The 18970-nt window shown below is 47.1% G+C and carries 13 protein-coding genes; 1 reads left to right on the top strand and 12 read right to left on the bottom strand.

What is annotated here, in order from left to right:
* Positions 1-32: 32 nt before the first annotated feature.
* From gltB to NI467_RS00550, 9 genes are all read right to left on the bottom strand, one after another.
* Positions 33-4508, bottom strand: a complete 4476-nt coding sequence (gltB, locus tag NI467_RS00590) for a glutamate synthase large subunit (RefSeq protein WP_253150331.1) — start codon at positions 4506-4508, stop codon at positions 33-35.
* A gap of 629 nt (positions 4509-5137) precedes the next feature.
* The gene (locus tag NI467_RS00585) at positions 5138-5989 is read right to left on the bottom strand and encodes a hypothetical protein (RefSeq protein WP_151205186.1); all 852 of its coding nucleotides are present in this window, start codon (positions 5987-5989) and stop codon (positions 5138-5140) included.
* Positions 5990-5995: 6 nt separating this feature from the next.
* Positions 5996-7081 carry a 3-dehydroquinate synthase gene (gene aroB, locus NI467_RS00580; RefSeq protein ID WP_151205185.1) on the bottom strand — a complete coding sequence of 362 codons (1086 nt, stop codon included), beginning with the start codon at positions 7079-7081 and terminating at the stop codon, positions 5996-5998.
* 26 nt (positions 7082-7107) lie between these two features.
* Positions 7108-7644 (bottom strand): shikimate kinase AroK, encoded by a 537-nt coding sequence (gene aroK / locus NI467_RS00575; protein ID WP_151205184.1) that lies wholly within the window; start codon positions 7642-7644, stop codon positions 7108-7110.
* 36 nt (positions 7645-7680) lie between these two features.
* Complete coding sequence (pilQ, locus tag NI467_RS00570) at positions 7681-9855, bottom strand: type IV pilus secretin PilQ family protein (RefSeq protein WP_253150329.1); 2175 nt, start codon at positions 9853-9855, stop codon at positions 7681-7683.
* A gap of 16 nt (positions 9856-9871) precedes the next feature.
* Positions 9872-10399, bottom strand: a complete 528-nt coding sequence (locus NI467_RS00565) for a pilus assembly protein PilP (RefSeq protein ID WP_151205182.1) — start codon at positions 10397-10399, stop codon at positions 9872-9874.
* A complete protein-coding gene (locus NI467_RS00560; RefSeq protein ID WP_253150327.1) occupies positions 10399-11118 on the bottom strand; it encodes a type 4a pilus biogenesis protein PilO in 720 nt (239 codons plus the stop codon). The genes NI467_RS00565 and NI467_RS00560 overlap by 1 nt, the downstream gene beginning before the upstream one ends.
* A complete protein-coding gene (locus tag NI467_RS00555) occupies positions 11115-11753 on the bottom strand; it encodes a PilN domain-containing protein (protein WP_151205180.1) in 639 nt (212 codons plus the stop codon). Before NI467_RS00555 ends, NI467_RS00560 begins: the two co-directional genes overlap by 4 nt.
* The gene (locus NI467_RS00550; RefSeq protein WP_151205179.1) at positions 11753-12811 is read right to left on the bottom strand and encodes a pilus assembly protein PilM; all 1059 of its coding nucleotides are present in this window, start codon (positions 12809-12811) and stop codon (positions 11753-11755) included. Before NI467_RS00550 ends, NI467_RS00555 begins: the two co-directional genes overlap by 1 nt.
* Positions 12812-12977: 166 nt before the next feature.
* Between NI467_RS00550 and ponA the strand changes: the two genes are divergently transcribed.
* Positions 12978-15521, top strand: coding sequence for a penicillin-binding protein PBP1a (gene ponA / locus NI467_RS00545; RefSeq protein WP_253150325.1), 2544 nt, complete (start codon positions 12978-12980; stop codon positions 15519-15521).
* Between the two features lie 57 nt (positions 15522-15578).
* On the opposite strand, the gene NI467_RS00540 is transcribed toward ponA, so the two are convergent.
* Genes NI467_RS00540 through murF form a run of 3 tightly spaced genes read right to left on the bottom strand, consistent with a single transcriptional unit; the run spans position 15579 to position 18965 of the window.
* Positions 15579-16388 carry a putative RNA methyltransferase gene (locus NI467_RS00540; protein ID WP_253150323.1) on the bottom strand — a complete coding sequence of 270 codons (810 nt, stop codon included), beginning with the start codon at positions 16386-16388 and terminating at the stop codon, positions 15579-15581.
* 54 nt (positions 16389-16442) lie between these two features.
* Entirely contained in the window at positions 16443-17561 is a 1119-nt protein-coding gene (gene mraY / locus NI467_RS00535) for a phospho-N-acetylmuramoyl-pentapeptide-transferase (protein ID WP_253150321.1), read from the bottom strand.
* Positions 17562-18965 carry a UDP-N-acetylmuramoyl-tripeptide--D-alanyl-D-alanine ligase gene (gene murF, locus NI467_RS00530; protein ID WP_253150319.1) on the bottom strand — a complete coding sequence of 468 codons (1404 nt, stop codon included), beginning with the start codon at positions 18963-18965 and terminating at the stop codon, positions 17562-17564. It lies immediately after the preceding gene.
* Between the last annotated feature and the right edge of the window lie 5 nt (positions 18966-18970).

Here is an 18970-nt window from a genome sequence, read left to right as displayed (position 1 = left end):
CCTACCTGCCTATCAATCTGTTCGTCGTGGAATTATTGTGGATCAGCTTTGGTGGTTTTCAACAGGGTTTGTAAATTAGCCGCTTTGGGTTTTACCAACCAGAATTTACGGCTGTAATAATCAAACTCATGGCGAATTTTGTAGCCCCAGGCACTGCCTGTCTCTTCAATATATTCATCTAAAATACGCAGCAAGAATTCCTGATGTTCTTCCATCGCTTCTGTAGAAATACGGTTTAATTCGATTAACTCGTGGTTGTAATGGTCAACAAAGTCGTTATCCAGATCCAGTACATAAGCAAAACCACCGGTCATGCCCGCCCCAAAGTTATGCCCCACTTTCCCCAGCACCGTCACAATCCCACCCGTCATATATTCACAGCAGTGATCCCCGGCACCTTCAATAACCGCAAAGGCCCCTGAGTTACGCACGGCAAAGCGTTCACCCGCTGTACCCGCAGCAAAGAGTTTTCCACCTGTTGCGCCATATAAGCAGGTATTGCCAATAATCGCGGTATTTTGTGTTTGAAAGGGTGAACCTTTCGGTGGGAAGATGGCAATACGCCCCCCTGCCATGCCTTTGCCGACATAGTCGTTGGCATCCCCCTCCAGGCGAATATGCAAGCCCCCTGCATTCCACACTCCGAGCGATTGACCAGCGGTACCGGTTAAATTCACTTTAACCGGATGGGATTCCATACTTAAATTACCATAACGACGCGCAATTTCACCGGAGACACGTGCACCAATCGAGCGGTCACAGTTCACCACCCTAAAGTGATATTCACCGCCTGTGGCTGCCTCAATGGCTGGCAACATCTCGGCAATCATTTTCTCGGCCAGAATGCCTTTATCAAACGGCGCATTGCCCTGAACCTGACAATATTGTGCCTTATCTTCAGCCGCAGGATGCGACTCCAGTAATGCACTGAGATCAAGGTGCGCATGTTTATCGGTTTCACCCGGCAACACTTCCAGCAGGTCGGTGCGGCCAATCAGGTCTTTTAAGCGGGCCACACCCAGTGCTGCCAACCAGTCCCGGGTTTCTTCTGCAATAAACCTGAAAAAGTTGATCAGCATTTCAGGTTCACCCATATAGTGTTGCTGACGCAAATGATCCTGCTGTGTCGCCACACCGGTTGCACAGTTATTCAGATGGCAAATACGCAGGTACTTACACCCCAAGGCGATCATCGGGGTGGAACCAAAACCAAAGCTTTCTGCACCCAGAATCGCAGCTTTCACCACATCCAGACCGGTTTTTAAGCCGCCATCGGTTTGTACGCGCACTTTGCCACGCAAATCATTAACACGTAGCGCTTGATGTGCCTCAGCCAGGCCCAATTCCCAGGGTGAACCGGCATGATGAATGGAAGATAATGGCGAGGCTGCTGTACCGCCGTCATAACCGGAAATGGTAATGAAATCGGCATAGGCTTTGGCGACACCGGCTGCAATCGTGCCAACTCCCGGTTCAGAGACCAGCTTCACCGATACCATGGCTTGAGGATTGACCTGTTTCAGGTCAAAGATCAGTTGTGACAAGTCTTCAATAGAATAAATGTCATGATGCGGCGGCGGCGAAATCAGTGTCACCCCCGGTACGGAATAACGTAAACGGGCGATTAAACCGTTTACTTTCCCTCCCGGCAACTGACCGCCTTCACCCGGCTTTGCCCCTTGCGCGACCTTAATCTGCAATACTTCTGCTGAAGTTAAGTAAGCAGGGGTCACCCCAAAACGGCCTGAGGCAATCTGCTTGATTTTCGAGTTACGGAGGGTGCCGTAACGCGCCGGATCTTCACCCCCTTCGCCTGAATTGGAACGCCCGCCAATGGTGTTCATGGCAATCGCAATCGCTTCATGTGCTTCAGGAGACAAGGCTCCCAAAGACATACCGGCAGAGTCAAAACGTGGCAGGATCTCTTCGATGGATTCCACTTCATCCAACGCAATGGAATGCTCGGTTTTGAGTTTAAATAAATCACGAATGGTTGCCACTGGGCGGTTATTCACCAATTCAGCATAGGCTTTAAAATCCGCATAATTGCCCGAACGTACAGCTTTATGCAGCGAGTTAATCACATCCGGATTAAAGGCATGATATTCCTTGTTAAAAACAAATTTCAGCAAACCACCCTGATCGATTGGCTTACGTGATTTCCAGGCCATGTCCGCCAGTTTTTTCTGATCATTTTCGAGGTCTATAAATGTGGCACCTTGAATCCGGCTAGGCACACCGGTAAAGCAGGTGTGTACCACTTCATCTGACAGGCCTACTGCTTCAAATAGCTGACCGCCGCGATAAGAGGCAACTGTTGAAATTCCCATTTTAGACAGGACTTTTAACAAGCCTTTTTCAATCCCTTTACGGAAATTGGCCTGTGCATGCAGAGGGTCGCCTAATAGCTCGCCTTTGGCAATCAGGTCATTGATCACATCATAGGCAAGGTAGGGATAAATGGCAGTCGCGCCAAAGCCTAACAGCACGGCAAATTGATGCGGATCACGTGCCAAGCCAGTTTCGACAATAATGTTGGCATCGGTACGTAAACCGGCATTGATTAAATGATGATGGACAGCGCCTGTGGCCATCAAAGCATTCGCAGGCAGAAAACCGGGACGGATTTTTTTATCCGAAAGCAGCAACAAGGTTTTACCATTACGAACTGCTCGCGCAGACTCTTCACAGATACGGGTGATGGCGGCGGCCAGACCCTCACCTTCAGCATAGTTCAGGTCGATATCTGCAATTTCATAGCCTGTACGACCCAGCGTACGAATCTGATGCATTTTCGAATTTGAAAGCACCGGACTGGAGATAATCAAGCGATCTGCATGTTCAGGGCCTTGCTCAAACACATTTTGCTCACGCCCCAAACAGGTTTCCAAGGACATGACTATAGATTCACGTAATGGGTCGATGGGTGGATTGGTCACCTGCGCAAACTGCTGGCGGAAGTAATCCGATACATGACGTACTTGACGAGACAACACTGCCATTGGCGTATCATCCCCCATTGAACCGACAGCTTCCTGACCGCTTTCTGCAATAGGACGAAGCAGTTGATCGCGCTCTTCAAAAGTCACCATGAACATTTTCTGTGCAGCTTTAAGCTCTTCGCCTTTTAGGCCCTGATCACATAGATATTCTTCCAGTTCGGGACTACCCTGCACACGCACTGAGTTTTCACGCAGCCACTCACGGTAAGGACGCATTTTTTTCAGGTGATTGCTGACATCTCTGGTATCGAGCATTTTTCCGGTAAAAGTATCAATCACCAGAATTTGCCCCGGACCAACCCGACCTTTAGAAATCACATCTTCAGGCTCATAGCCCCAAACCCCGATTTCAGAGGCTAGGGTAATATAGCCATTTTTGGTGATCACCCAACGTGCAGGGCGCAAACCATTACGATCCAGCATACAGATCGCGTGACGGCCATCCTGAATGACCAGACCAGCCGGACCATCCCAGGCTTCCATGTGTTTTGAGTTGAATTCATAAAATGCACGCAGATCGGCATCTAAAGTTTCCACGTTCTGCCAGGCAGGTGGCACCAGCATGCGCAGGGCGCGGAACAGATCCATGCCACCACCGACCAGAATCTCCAGCATGTTGTCGAGGCTTGAAGAGTCTGAACCAGTGCGGTTTACAATCGGTGTCAGATCAGTTAGACCCGGTAAGAGCGGATTTTCGAATTTCGGGGTCCGCGCCATTGCCCAGTTACGGTTGGCAGTAATGGTATTAATTTCACCATTATGGGCAAGATAACGGAAGGGCTGTGCCAGAGGCCAGCGCGGTAAAGTATTGGTCGAGAAACGCTGGTGGAACACCACAATATGAGAGGCCAAACGCTCATCAGCAAGGTCAAGATAGAACTCTGCAATATAAGCAGGCATCATCAAGCCTTTATAGCTAATGACGCTGGAACACAAGGTGGTCACATAAAATGCGGTATCATGACTCAACTGCTGCTCTGCACGACGACGCGCCAAGAACAGTTTGCGGTTGAACTCAACCTCCGTCACCCCCATCGGGCAATTGACCATAACCTGCTCAAATGCAGGCAAAGACTGCAGGGCAATTTCACCCAGCGCCTGATTATTGGTTGGAACCACACGCCAGGCCAGCACGCGGCAGCCTTCTGCCTCAATTTCTTTGCTGAGAATCTTTTTAGCATGTGCTGCAATTGCAGGATCCAGGCTTAAGAACACCGTACCGACAGCAAATATTTCACTGAGCGTGATATCACTAAGTTTTTTTGCTTCTTCACGAAAGAACTGTTTAGGCATCGCCAACAGCAAACCACAGCCATCTCCAGTCTTGCCATCTGCGGCAATCCCCCCACGGTGGGTCATGCAGCTCAGACTATGCATCGCGGTCTTGACCAGATCATGGCTGGCCTCACCCTGCATATGGGCGATTAAACCGAAACCACAGTTATCTTTAAACTCATCCGGCTGATATAAACCTTGAGCGGGAGCTACAGTATTAGGCGATGGCATGTGCATAGCGTACCCTTCTTTCTCACGAAGCCAATAGGCGATTAAACAATCTAAACTCTTCTATGTGATGGCGTCCGGTCTGATCTGGAAAATAGCCTCTTTACAGCAATATTCAGGCTCTCTTATCTTTCCTCTACTCTCCTTTTTAAACCGAATATAAGAAAAATAAAATTCATTTTGCTGATACATGATATAAAAAAGAGCCAGAAATATGACTATAGCACCCAGTTATTCAATGATCGTCATGCCAAAACAGGGAGATTCATTTCACTCACCCAGCAAGAAAGCAAATTGCATACCAATTTTTAAGATATAAATTAAAAATTCATTAAAAACAAATAATTACTATATTTTTGCTATCCATAAAACAATAATGAGCCGATTCACATGTTTAAATAGATATTCTCTGTGGGAGGAGGAGCATGCACCGCAAGAGAATGAGGGTGGTATAAGCACCTCTCCCTCAACCTCTCCTGCAAGCAGGAAATGTCCCTGGTCTTGATCAAAAAGTGATTGATAAAAGTGCTCTAGAATGACTTATGAGAAAGAAGACAAAGCTATATATTTTTCGCACCAAAAATGTTCATTTTTGATTCTTGTCATCGCTTGGTGCGCTATTTTAGACCGGATTAGTTAAAGGGATCACGAATCTCGTTTTCCTGCGGTTGAGGACGTGGATTGGTTTCTGGGCGTGGCGCATTCTCGACGGCACTTTCTGATTTTTTCACATCGACCACCTTGCCAGATTCGTCACGGCGAACAACGGTTGTACTGGTTGTTGCAGTACCAGAGCCAGCTGAAGTTGTCGGTGATGCATCATTTTTGGGTCGGATGGATTCCTCTACTCTCGGTAAAGGCACATTTTTCAGGCGAATCTCGTACAGCTTTTGATTACTGTTCAGCTCTTCCGATCCCAGTCCATCCACCAGGCCGGCATAACGCTGCATCTGTACAACTTCAGGTTGCACCGATTTTGGTAGACTGAGGTTTAGGCTTGATAAGGCCTGGTTCGCTTCATTGGCTGTTTTATATAAACCATACAGCAATACGAACTGTTCAGGCTGATTCTCACCCGAAACACGCACATAAGTGAAAGGCTTACGGTCGCTCTGTTTTTTAAGAAAGCTTTTGAGAATGGCTTCCTGCCCTACCCGAAACAGTTCAATAGCATACTGTTTTTTGTTTTCACTGATATATTTACTGCCACGAAACTCAGGTTCATGGCTTGCTGTCACCACAATACGTGTATTTAGGTCTAAAGGTTTGACTTCATCCTGCAATGCACCAAGATGAGTCATAGAAGCCACCTTTTCGGGCTGAATCTGAACTTCTTCTTCAGATTTTGGCTGCTTTTGGATCTCTACCAGCTCCTCAGAATCAGTCATAGACCAAAAGATCAGCGCAGCAAGCAGGCAGCATATGCCACAGACCAGCCAGAAATAATGCTGAATCTTTTGCCAAGGGGTACCTAATGCTGCCATATCAATTTAAACCTGTGCCTGATTGGCTAAAATTGCCTGTTTCATTAACTCGACATCGAAGTCGCGGGTAATCACGGCATGTCCGAGCTGTTTCAATAATACCAGACGTAACTGGCCATTTAAGACTTTCTTATCATGGGCCATATAGGCCAGAAACTCATCCAGAGGAATTTTAGGACAAACGATTGGTAGTTTGGCACGAGAAATGATTTTTTTTGTACGCTGCAGATCTGCTGCTGAAATCCATCCCATGCGCTGTGACAGATCAGCCGCCATAACCATACCAGTTGCCACAGCCTCGCCATGCAGCCATTCACCATAGCCCAGATAAGATTCAATGGCATGACCAAAAGTATGGCCAAGATTCAGGAGCGCACGCTCACCCTGCTCTTTCTCATCATTGGCCACAATACGTGCTTTATGTGCACATGACCGATAGACGGCTTCGGCCAGCAATACGGCATCACCAGCCACCAAGGCTTCCATATGCTGCTCAAGCCATACTAAAAATGACTCATCACCCAAGAGCGCATATTTAATCACTTCAGCCAGTCCGGCAGACAGTTCACGCGCCGGCAAGGTCTTCAGTTGAGACATATCCGCGAGTACCACCTGAGGCTGCTGGAAAGCGCCAATCATATTTTTACCCAGCGGATGGTTGATCCCGGTTTTCCCCCCCACACTAGAGTCTACCTGAGACAGCAAGGTGGTCGGTACCTGAACAAAATAGACCCCGCGCTGGAAACAGGCCGAAGCAAAACCGGCCATATCACCGATCACCCCCCCTCCCAATGCCAAGACGGTACAATCGCGGTTAAATCCAGCTTCCAGCAAGGCATCAAAAATCAGGTTCAGGTGTTCAATGTTTTTGTATTTTTCACCATCAGGCAAAATACAGGTAGCCACCGTTTTACCTAACTGTTCGAGGGCTGCCTGATAATGCTGAAGATAAAGTGGTGCAATCGTTGCATTGCTCACAATCATCACCTGTTTGCCATGAAGATAAGGCGCAAGTAATTGCTGAGGATCGAGCTGACTGCCAATATAGATTGGATAACGACGATCACCGAGTTCTACGTATAAGGTTTGCATGATGGAACCACTTTATTCAACTAAACTTATTTTTTGGAAAGAATGAGATGTAAAATCCGCTGCGCCAAGTCGCGTGCAGCGCCTTGATTGGTCTCAATAATATAATCTGCCACTTCACGATATAACGGATCACGGACCGCCAGTAAGTCACGTAGCTTCTGTTCCGGATTTTCGACCTGAAGGAGTGGGCGGTTTTTATCGCGATAGGTACGTTGTAGCTGAATTTCAACTGGAGTATAAAGATAAACAACGATTCCGCGCTGTTTCAGATAATTTCGATTTGGGGCTTGGGTAATTGCGCCACCACCGGTTGCAAGTACCAGTTGTGGCCTTGAGGTTAACTCATCAATGACCACAGTTTCACGACTTCGAAACCCTTGTTCACCCTCTTTTTCAAAGATCCAAGGAATCGTAGCACCTGTTTTCCGCTCAATTTCATGATCACTATCCAGAAATTCACGTCCTAACAATTCCGCCAGATGTCGTCCTACTGTTGTTTTACCGGCCCCCATCGGCCCTACCAAATAGATATTTGGCAGGGTTTCAAACTCTTTGCTTGGCAAGGAGTCACCTATTCATTTTGTTAAATTCAAAATATATTAATGATTTCTTGAAACACTGTCATTAACAATTCGAGGTGTAACAAAAATCAGCAGCTCGCGCTTGTTGTCCGATTTCAAATCTTTACGGAATAAACGCCCTAAATACGGAATATCTCCCAGGAATGGAACCTTGGTTTGTGCATTACGGGTTTCCTGCTCAAAAATACCGCCCAGTACTACTGTTTCTCCATCACCGACCAATACATTGGTATTGATCTGATTTTTGTTGATCGTTAACTGGCCTGTTGGCGTCGGGTTTCCTGGAGAGTCACTGGTGATATTCAGTTCCATTTGAACCTTACCATCTGGGGTAATACTTGGGGTTACATCCAGACTTAAGGTTGCATCAATAAACTCGGTAGTTGAAACCGCATTCGCACCGCCCCCTTCTGCAGACTGATAAGGAATCTGCGAACCGGACGTAACTATCGCTTTTTGCTTGTCTGCAGTCATGACTTTAGGCGTCGAGATAACTTCGCCATAACCGTCAGCCTGCAAGGCAGAAAGCTCAAGGTCAAGCATAAAGTCAGATAAACTGATTAGGCCAAAAGCAATCCGGCTGGCACCAGGGCTGGTGACTCCCAGGTCTACATTCAGGTTATCTGGTCGTTGAATATCATAAGTCCAGCGACCAGTTTCACTATCGAGTTCAGGTTCTCTAAGATCCCATATTGTAGTATCGCTCCCGCCCACCAGCAGGTGATTATTATTAGTAATCCCCTGTGACAGAATACCCCACTTCACGCCCATTTCTTTGGTAAAGTCAGTCGTGGCCCGTACGATGCGCGCCTCCACCATCACCTGCTTGACTTGTACATCCAGCAGATCAACCAGGTTACGAATTTTGTCAATAAAAGCCTGAGTATCATTGACAATTAAAGTATTGGTACGGGCATCAATAGAAACAGAACCACGTGAACTTAATAAACTTTCCTTATCATCATTATTGTTGCTCCCAGTTGAGCTGCCTGAATTGGATGACCCTTTATTTTGTGTAATCAGTTTTTCAATTTCTGCTGCTTTAGCATAACTGAGCTGCATATATTCCGTTTGAATCGGTGCCAGTTTTACGCTTTGCGCTAAGGCTTTGGCCTCTTCTTCCTCAGCTTTGATCAATTCAGTAACCGGTGCAATCCAGATGACATTGCCATTACGGCGCTTGTCCAGATTTTTGGTTTTCAGTACAATGTCCAGCGCCTGATCCCAAGGCACATCTTTCAAGCGCAAGGTAATATTTCCCTGCACACTATCAGCTGCGACCATATTGATATCGGTAAAATCAGCCAGCAGCTGGAGCACACGACGTACCTCAATATCCTGGAAATCGAGCGAGATTTTCTTGCCTGTATAAGTCATTTCTTTGGGACGTAGCGGACTTTTGGCTTCAGGGCGCTTCAGGCTGATCGTCAGCCGGTTATCTGTCTGATAGGCCATATATTCATAACTTTCACCTGGCTGGATGGTAATAACACCACTGCCATTCTGGTTAACAGCATCTACTGTCGACACAGGCGTAGCGAAATCATTCACATTCAAGCGACGCGTTAAATGCGCAGGAATCTTGCTTCCAAGAGTGCGGACAATGACTTTAGTGCCCTGCTGCTGTACATCTACCGGGGTATTACTGCCGGCCAGATCAATCACCACCTGGCCTTCACCTTGGGAACCACGCTGGAAACTGATATTGCTAATGCCTTGAGCCACTTTCTGTTGTTCTATAACCGGCTGTACAGTTGCTAGCGAGCTGGCCGAATTAATTTTAAGAATAAAGGTGTTACCTTCAGTGCGCGTGGTGAACGCCCCTGCTTTGGCCAGGTTCACTGTCAAGCGCGCACGCTCAGCATCCGAGCTGACATCCACGGAATTAGCTTCAGCTGTAGCGACCGGAATATGGGCCTGTTTAAGGTTTTGCTGGGCCTGATCAAAATCCAGAATGAGCCGGGAAGGAGATTCCAACTGATACGCTTGTGGTTGCGGTGGCAAACCATTGAACATGACCCGAATTTCTGTACCTTGTCCAGGAATCTGCATTGCGACCACATTGGTCAAGGCCACCTGTGCGCTTGCTGCCTGCATGACCGCAATCGCTACAGCCCCCATTGAAAACTGACGAAACACATGAGTCATTGTATTAGCATCCCCAAAAATAAATTCTTTCATACTCTTATTCATTTTTATTCCTTAAAACTTATGGCGCTGGTCCGATCAGAACCAGACTTCGTGGTCGTTCCACATACCCCTCACGGCCATCTGGAATAATCTCAATCAAGTCAATCTGGGTGGGTGTAATATTAACCACCCGGCCATGATTCAGCCCCATATAACTGCCCCGCTGTATCCGCTCAATTTCACCATCCGGAGTTTGCATCAGAGCCAGAATCTGTCCTGCCTGATTTCTCATCGTCCCTTTCATGCTCAAGGTTTCCAGCGGATAACTTTCCAATGGCTGTAATTGACGTGATAAATTTGGATAAACCCGCTTACCGGCCATAATTTTTAGTTCAGCTGCCAGTGAGCTTGGTAAAAAAGGGCTTTTCAGTGAATGGGCTGCATAATTAAACGTTTCTACAGGCATAAAGTCTGGCGCAGGCTCAATCGGTAAAGGCGGCTGATTACGAATATTGGCCATTTCCTGATTGACCAGATCAATTCTGGATTCACAGCCTGCCAGTAAAAAACCAAGGGTCAAGGCCGATGTCATTTTAATGATATTCATTATTGAGCCCCCGTGGTACTGGCGTTATTCGTTGGGGATGAGGCATCATCACTACTCCCAACATAACGATAAGTCTTGGCTTTAACGATATAGTCAATCACAGGAATTTCAGATTTCTTTTCCTGGCTTTCAGTACCGCTGATAGTGAAATCATGCAGCGTTACAATCCGGGATAGACCGGCAATGCTGCTGACAAAAGAACCAAATGCGTGATAGTCCCCAGTGGCCTCAATAGCGATGGGCTGTTCAATAAAGAACTCTTGCTTAACTTCAGGCTCCAGACGAATATTTTTGAATTTTAAACCAGAGTTCACTCCACTCAGGTTAATATCTTCGACCAGCCCCGGAATTTCAGTTTCTTTAGGCAACTGTTCTAACTGCTGGTTAAAACGTGCTTCCATTTCCTGTAACTGAATCTGATACTGCTGCAAATTACGCAATTTAGACTCTTTTTCACGGAACTCATTGAGCAGGTTCTGTTCCTGTGCATTGGCCTGCGAAATCGATTCAATGGTGCTGCGAATCACAATAAAATACACCAGCATAAAAATCAGGACGATAATAAAAATCCAGCAGCTAATCTTGACCGATAAAGGCCAGCTACCGTAATTATTCGGGTCCAGGGTATTAAACTGCTGAAAGAACTTTTCAACCGTCATTTTTTTTCTAGGAACAGCCACTGTCTCTTGGCTGAACTCATCAAATTCTTGATTACTCATGATGATGCTCCCGCTGCAGGACTAACTGGCTGTTGTTCTTCGGTCAGAACAGGCTGATTAATCTGATCCAGATCAACCGTTACCGTAAAACTTCCATAGGATTCTTCCACACGTGGAATAACCGAACTAGGCGCTTTTTCTTTTGAGGCTTCTGCCACCAGAAACGCATTCATAAACGCATTCCGGTACCAGGAGGAAGCTTCCAGATTACGTAATAATTCTGCAACCGTATTTGGGCTTTCAGCTTTACCTTCAATGGTAAATTTATCGCCACTACGCTGAAATTTGGTAATGTACATATTGCTTGGAGTGACCCGTACAATCTCATCAATCAGATGCACCGCAATTGGGCGCTGGGTCTGTAAGCCCTGAATCAGCTTCATGCGTTCCACAATGGCATTACGCTGTTCTTGCAAGCCCTCCAGAGCCTTCAGCTGCACATCCAGATTTTGGTTCGTACTGACAATTAGCTGATTGGCCTGCTCCTGATCCTGCAGCTTATGGTCATAGTAAAACCAGGTCGATCCTGCTGCTGCTAACCCCAGAAAAAGTGCCCCCACACAAATTGCCACAAATTCATTATTTCTTTTAACTCTTAGCTCATCACGCCAAGGAAGTAGGTTAATTCTTGCCATTAATCAAAACTCCTCAATGCCAAACCGCATGCAATCATGAGTGAGGACGCATCATTTTCAATTTTTTTAATATCGATTTGAGGAGCAAAGCCCATTTGTAAAAATGGATTTGCGATGGTGACCCGGTAGCCCAGTTTCTGCTGTAACAATTTCGCCAGCCCCGGAATATTGGCATTCCCCCCTGCCAATAAAATATGATCAATTTCATTAAATTGTGAAGATGAAAAGAAGAACTGCAAGGAACGCGCAGCCTGTTGCACCACGGCATCCAGAAACGGCTCCAATACTTCGACATCATAATCATCCGGCAAGGCACGGTTTTTTTTGGCACGCCCGGCTTCCTCAAAAGACAATCCGTAACGATTCTGGATTTCCTGAGTCAGCTGTTTGCCACCGAACACCTGTTCACGGGTATAAATGATTTTATTGTTTTGCATAACAGATAGGGTGGTCATGCTATGTCCGATATCCAGAATACCGACCGTATTGACCCCCATCGGCAAGGTGTCTGAAAATACCTTAAAGGCATTCTCCAGCGCAAAGCTTTCGACATCGGCAATCTTGGGAGTTACTCCAGCGATTTGCAGCACTTCAGAACGTGTTTCAACATTCTCGATTCGGGTCGCAACCAAGAGCACATTGACCCGGTTTGGGTTCGCGAGGCGATCCGGCAGGACTTCAAAATCCAGACTGGCTTCATCCAAAGGGAAGGGAATATATTGTTCAGCGTCTTCACGAATCTGAATTTCCCGTTCCTCATCAGACATATCAGCGTCCATTTCAATAGTTTTGGTAATCACCATTGAAGTTGGAATGGCAAAAGCGGCTTGATTAGATTGGAGATTGGCTAGATTAATCGCACGTGCCAGAGCATCTCCCACCGCTTCTGGATTTAAAATATTTTTTTCAACCACACTGCTTTCTGGTAAAGGAACCAGTGCATAGCTTTCTACCCAATAACGGCCACTTTTTACAGATAACTCTAACAACTTTACAGAAGTCGAACTAATATCAACCCCCATTAACCCCTTATTTGGCTTACGATATAATCTGCGCACCATCATTTTCCTATTATTTTTTTATCCCCAATAAAAATACAGCTTACCAACTGAGTACGCCTATAATTTTATATAGATACAATAACTCATCTAACAATATGCATATCTAAAGGATATACTGATCGCTCATTAGTTTGCCATTAGCTCTTATTAAAACTTACTTGTTATGAAAAAGCTATCTTGTTCAGGCCTTGTTCATCCATTTTTTTTGATCATTATTATTATAGCGATCTCAGTTCCGATGGGTTTCTATGGCATGTATCTCTATATTGCCCCATCTTTGCCTGAAATGTCCACACTGCAAAAGGCCCCCCTATTAAAGCCCCTGCAAGTTTTTAGTGCGGATAATGAGCTAATTGCCGAGTATGGCGGCAAACTTTCGGTTCCCGTGAAATATGAACAAATTCCACCTGAGTTTATTCATGCCTTTCTGGCGGCCGAAGATTCCAGCTTTTTTGAGCATAGCGGCATCAGTTTTAAAGGCCTGGGACGGGCACTCAGTGAAAGTGTAACGGGTTCCGATGTACAGACGGGCGGTTCCACCATCACCATGCAGGTTGCAAAGAATTATTATTTAAGTCCCGAACGTACTTTAAAGCGTAAGCTGACTGAAATTTTTCTGGCACGAAAAATTGAACAGAACCTGAAAAAAGAAGAAATTTTGACGTTATATGTCAATAAAATTTTCCTGGGTAAAAATGCTTATGGTATCGCGGCAGCTGCCAAAATTTACTATAACAAAAGTCTGGAAGAGCTTTCGACTGCTCAAATGGCAATGATTGCAGGTTTACCCAAAGCCCCTTCCCGTTATAACCCGGTCGCCAATCCCAAACGTGCTTTAGAGCGTCGCAACTGGATTTTGGGACGTATGCTGCAATTGGGTTATCTCAACCAGACGCAATACCAAGAAGCTATTGCCGAGCCAGTTAACCTGGATATGCCGGATCGCAGTACCCGCAACAAATTTCCCTATGTGGGCGAAATGGTCCGGGCAGAACTGGTCAGAAACCTGGGTGAGCAGGCTATAGATTCCGGCTATAAAGTCTATACCACCATTCATAGCCAACGGCAGGCCTATGCCGAACAAGCTGTGCAAAATGGTTTGGAGGCATATGATCGCCGTCATGGCTGGCGTGGAGCAGAGGCCCATGATCAGCCATTGAGCAATTTCCGTGCCTATGCCAATACTTTTCCTGCTCAGGTCACTCAGGTGCATAAGAATAGCTTTGAAGCCCTGATGCAGGATGGTACGACTGTGACTGTTCCTTGGTCAGGCATGTCTTGGGCGCGTCCCTATCGTAACGTCAACAGCGTGGGGGCTGCACCGAGCCGAGCATCACAAGTTGTTCAAGTTAAAGATATTGTCCGTTTAAGACCTAATCAGGATAAAAGCTCCTGGTCACTGGTGCAAATTCCGCAAGCACAGGGTCAGCTGATTGCAATCAACCCGAATAATGGTGCGATTGAAGCGGTGGTAGGCGGCTATAATTTTTATCAGTCCAAATTTAACCGGGCCATTCAAGGCTGGCGGCAACCTGGTTCGATCATTAAGCCCTTCGTTTATGCACTGGCTTTAGAACGTGGCATGACCCCCCATACCATGGTGAACGATGCGCCAATCACTATTGGCAAATGGAGTCCACGTAACTCGGATGGCCGTTACCTAGGTATGATCCCATTACGCCGTGCACTTTATCTATCCCGTAATACCGTTTCGGTACGTCTGCTACAGTCAGTCGGTATTGAACGCACCCGGCAGCTGTTTATGGATTTTGGTCTGCAAGATAGCCAGATTCCGCGTAACTATACTATTGCACTCGGTACACCACAGGTTTTACCCATCCAGATGGCCACAGGCTATGCAACTTTTGCCAATGGCGGTTACCGCATTCAGCCCCATTTTATTACCCGTATTGAAGATGCGCATGGCAATACCATTTTTATGGCCAAACCTGAATATGCCTGCATTTCATGTCTTAATACCAAGGCAGAAGCTCCTGCTTCGGCTGAAGTGATCACGCCTGATGATGAAGCTATTGAGCTGAATAATGCAGCACTGGAAAAGAAAACTGTGGCACCACAGATTTCAGCTGAAGCCAGCAACTATCGTCAGGCACAGCGTATTTTAAAATCCAGCTCGGCCTATGACATGGCCAATATTCTGCGTGATGTCATTCAGCATGGTACCGGACGCGCTGCCCTAAGAATTGGGCGTGGTGATATTGGCGGGAAAACCGGAACCACCAATGATGCCAAAGATGCCTGGTTCGCAGGTTTCAATGGCAAACTGGTTACAGTAACCTGGGTGGGCTTTGACCAGCCGACTACTTTAGGTCGTCGTGAATATGGAGGAGTCGCTGCCCTGCCAATCTGGACTGACTTCATGGGCAATGCTTTAAAAGGCGAGCCAGAGGCTTGGGTACGTCTGGACAGAAATGCCAAAGCTCCTCTAAACCGCTCCAAGGAAGTGCCAGAGGCCGAACAACGGGATCCTTCATCTCCGCCACTGGCAACTCCACTGTACCGCCCTGCCCCAGTGGTGGTACCGAAGCGTGCAGAGAGTGATTTTGACGATCTGCCGGGAGAGAAAATTACTCTTCCAGTTGAAGAGCCGGCGCCAGCACCTGTGACTCCACCGACGTCACAGGAACAGCCCTTACAACCCAAACGTGCTGATGCGCTCGACAACCTGATCCAACAAGTACAATAAATTTTACAGCCCGCATCAAAAAAGCCCTCCAGTGAGGGCTTTTTGTTGCGTGACTTTTTAAAGTGATTTCTTTTGAAACAGATAAATCTGATAGTGTGCTTGCAATTCAAACTGCTCCTGCTGCTCAAGTGCCTGACGGCGTTCCGCTTTGGCCTTATAGGCATAGGGGGTCATGGCAATCAGATGTTTAAGATCAGCCTGTGACAGCGTCATAGGGGCTTCTACTAGCTGTTCACTAAGCAGATCAAAGCCATCTTTGAGCTGCTCGACAAACTTTTGTGGTTCATGCGGCTTCACCTCTTCAAATAAGGCTTCACGCAGAGCATATAAGTGCTGTGGTGCTGGGGTCACTACCATCAAATATGACTCCGGTTTCAAAACCCGCAGAATCTCCTGTTGTGGAATCGGGCTGAATAAGCTGGTACACAGATCAATCGACTCATCCAGTACCGGCAAGGTTGCCCCGGTCCCCACCACCCAGGTCACTTCTTTATTTAGCTTGGCGGCCACCTGAATGGCATTCTTGGCAATATCGACACCGACACATTGCATTACTTCAGCCTGCATGGCATCAGTGTAATAGCCTTCACCACAGCCGATATCCAGCAGGTTTTCAATCCGCAGCTTACGGATTTTTCTGACGACCGCCTGCTGTAAGGGGGCATAATGACCTGCACTTAAAAAAGCCCGGCGTGCCTGCACCGATTCTGGTGTATCGCCCGGATTTTTACTGTGTTTATGCTGTACCACATGCAGATTCACATAACCCTGCTTGGCCACATCATAACTATGCTGATTCTCACAGCGCCAGCTACGCGCATTTAAGCTAAGCTGCTCACGACAGACTGGGCACATGAGTAGATTCATCATTTTCTCCAAAACAAAAAAGCCGGCATGCGCCGACTTTTTCCAATGCATTACTTAACGCAATTTTAAGGTCATTAAGCCCAAAACTACCAGCATAATTGTAATAATCCAGAAACGAATCACCACCTGAGTTTCACGCCAGCCTTTTTTCTCATAATGGTGATGTAGCGGTGCCATCAGGAAGACACGTTTATTACGCATTCTTAATGAACCGATTTGCAGGAAAACTGAAATAGCTTCGACGACAAATACACCGGCCATAATGGCAAATACAATTTCCTGACGCACCATTACGGCGATCGTACCCAGCATCGCGCCTAAGGATAAAGCGCCGACATCACCCATGAATACTTGCGCCGGGTGGGCGTTATACCACAGGAAAGCCAGACCGGCACCAATCATGGCAGCGCAGATGATCACCAGCTCAGACGAATATTTTACGTAGGGAATATGCAAGTAGTTAGCAAAACGCACATCTCCCGCCAGATAGGCAAACACCCCCAGACCAGCCGCCACCAGAACCACTGGCATAATCGCCAGACCATCCAGTCCATCGGTGAGGTTAACGGCGTTCGAGGCTCCATTAATCACAAAATAGGTGAAAATAATAAAGCCAATCCCCAATGGAATCAGCGATAAAGGAATACTCAAATCTTTAAAGAAGGGAATCAGCAAATCCAGCATATTCGCAGTATGTACCGGATTGGTCTGCTGCTGCGCGATTACATACAGTGCAATCCCGGCTCCAAGTGAACCGACCGACGTCCAGAAAAATTTCTTGCGTGCAGGCAAACCGGCATTATCTTTATAACGGATTTTAATCCAGTCATCGGCCCAGCCAACTGCACCAAAAATCACCATCACCGCCAGGACAATCCACACATACGGGTTGGAAAGGTCCGCCCAGAGCAAGGTGGAAATCCCGATCGATAACAGGGTCAATATCCCGCCCATGGTCGGAGTGCCCATTTTCTTGGCATGGTTTTCCGGTGCGAACGAGCTGACCGCCTGACCATATTTCAGGGCTTGCAGCTTGCGGATCATGATAGGACCCAGAACCAGACCAATCATCAATGCCGTCAGGACACTTAACAAGGCACGTAAAGTTAAATAACGTACCACCTGAAACGAGCTGTCAATGCCCGCCAATTGTTCAAATAGCCATAACAGCATTTAGAGTTTCTCCATCAATGCAGCCATCAGGGTTTCCATATGGGTATAACGTGACCCCTTAAACAGGAAAGACATCGGCTGAGGTTGATGTGTTTCAATCAAATGAATTAAAAATGGCAATGCCTGCTCCTGATTTAAAAAAGCCTGCATTTTTTTACCATATTGCGTACTACGTGCCCCTTCCTGTGCCGCAGGTGCAAACTCACCCACTGCCACAACAAAGTTCAAGCCTTTCACAGACACCAGATCACGGCCCAGTTTATAATGTTCCATTGCTGCCGCTGAACCCAGCTCACCGATATCCCCCGTCACCATGACCCGGATGCCCGGTTGCTGCGCCAGCACTTCTGCAGCGGCGCGCATAGAGGTCGGATTGGCATTATAGGTATCATCAATAAATAAAAATTCTTTGTGCTGAATAAAATTCAGACGACCTTTAGCTCCCACAGCCTGTTCCAAGCCTGCCACAATATCCTCCAGGCTGATCCCGATTGCTAGCGCAAAGGCAGCGGCAGCTGTAGCATTTTCGATATTATGCTCACCTGCAAATGGCAGATTAACCGCTTTTGCACCTTGTGGCGTATTCAGGACAAAACGGGCCGACTGGGACTGTAACTCGATTTCGCTGGCATAGACCTCGCCACCCGCACCGAAACTCAAGACCTGCCCGGTACTCACGGCCTGACGAATTGTCTCGGCATAATCATCAGCTGCCGGCACAATCGAAGTTTCAGAAATATGCGCATAAATTTCCGACTTGGCCTGGCAAATGCCATCGCGCCCGCCAAATTCACCCAGGTGAGCTGTACCGATATTGATAATTCCGGCCACATGGGGCTGCACCAGATTGGCGGTGTAATCAATTTCTCCGCGATGACTGGCACCCAGCTCCATCACAGCATACTGGTGCTCGGCACGCAGTTCCAGCAGCATCATCGGTACACCCAAATCATTGTTCAGGTTGCCTCGGGTCACCAAGGTAGGTGCCAGACGTGAAAGAATACTGCCCAGCATTTCCTTGGTGGTGGTTTTACCACTACTCCCCGTCAAGGCAATTACTTTAAGCTGTGAATGCTGCTGACGGCGGTACGCACCCAGATGTCCAAGTGCCAGGCGGGTATCTTCTACCACCAGTTGACAAATATCGGCATCTACCGGAGAGCTGACAATCGCCAGCTGACAGCCCTGGTCAGCGACCTGTGCCACAAAATCGTGCGCATCAAAACGCTCACCCTTGAGTGCCAAAAACGCATCGCCAGTTTCCGCATGACGTGAATCGGTTAAAATTCGCTTGATCTGATCGTCAGGCTTTTTATCATTCAGCCAATAGCCTTGGGTGGCCTGCTGTAATTGTTCTATACTCCACGGCTCTAGCGCCGCAGTCGTTGTGGTTGAGGTATGCATGTAAA

The organism is Acinetobacter sp. S4397-1, from assembly GCF_024129285.1.
Taxonomy (GTDB): domain Bacteria; phylum Pseudomonadota; class Gammaproteobacteria; order Pseudomonadales; family Moraxellaceae; genus Acinetobacter; species Acinetobacter lwoffii_C.
This window is presented reverse-complemented; position numbering and strand designations above follow the sequence as displayed.

Coding starts and splice junctions, on each gene's coding strand:
- mraY (WP_253150321.1), bottom strand. CDS start 17,561: ATGCTGTTATGGCTATTTGAACAATTGGCGGGCATTGACAGCTCGTTT.
- NI467_RS00565 (WP_151205182.1), bottom strand. CDS start 10,399: ATGAATATCATTAAAATGACATCGGCCTTGACCCTTGGTTTTTTACTG.
- NI467_RS00585 (WP_151205186.1), bottom strand. CDS start 5,989: ATGGCAGCATTAGGTACCCCTTGGCAAAAGATTCAGCATTATTTCTGG.
- pilQ (WP_253150329.1), bottom strand. CDS start 9,855: ATGAATAAGAGTATGAAAGAATTTATTTTTGGGGATGCTAATACAATG.
- NI467_RS00555 (WP_151205180.1), bottom strand. CDS start 11,753: ATGGCAAGAATTAACCTACTTCCTTGGCGTGATGAGCTAAGAGTTAAA.
- NI467_RS00560 (WP_253150327.1), bottom strand. CDS start 11,118: ATGAGTAATCAAGAATTTGATGAGTTCAGCCAAGAGACAGTGGCTGTT.
- NI467_RS00540 (WP_253150323.1), bottom strand. CDS start 16,388: ATGAATCTACTCATGTGCCCAGTCTGTCGTGAGCAGCTTAGCTTAAAT.
- gltB (WP_253150331.1), bottom strand. CDS start 4,508: ATGCCATCGCCTAATACTGTAGCTCCCGCTCAAGGTTTATATCAGCCG.
- murF (WP_253150319.1), bottom strand. CDS start 18,965: ATGCATACCTCAACCACAACGACTGCGGCGCTAGAGCCGTGGAGTATA.
- aroB (WP_151205185.1), bottom strand. CDS start 7,081: ATGCAAACCTTATACGTAGAACTCGGTGATCGTCGTTATCCAATCTAT.
- ponA (WP_253150325.1), top strand. CDS start 12,978: ATGAAAAAGCTATCTTGTTCAGGCCTTGTTCATCCATTTTTTTTGATC.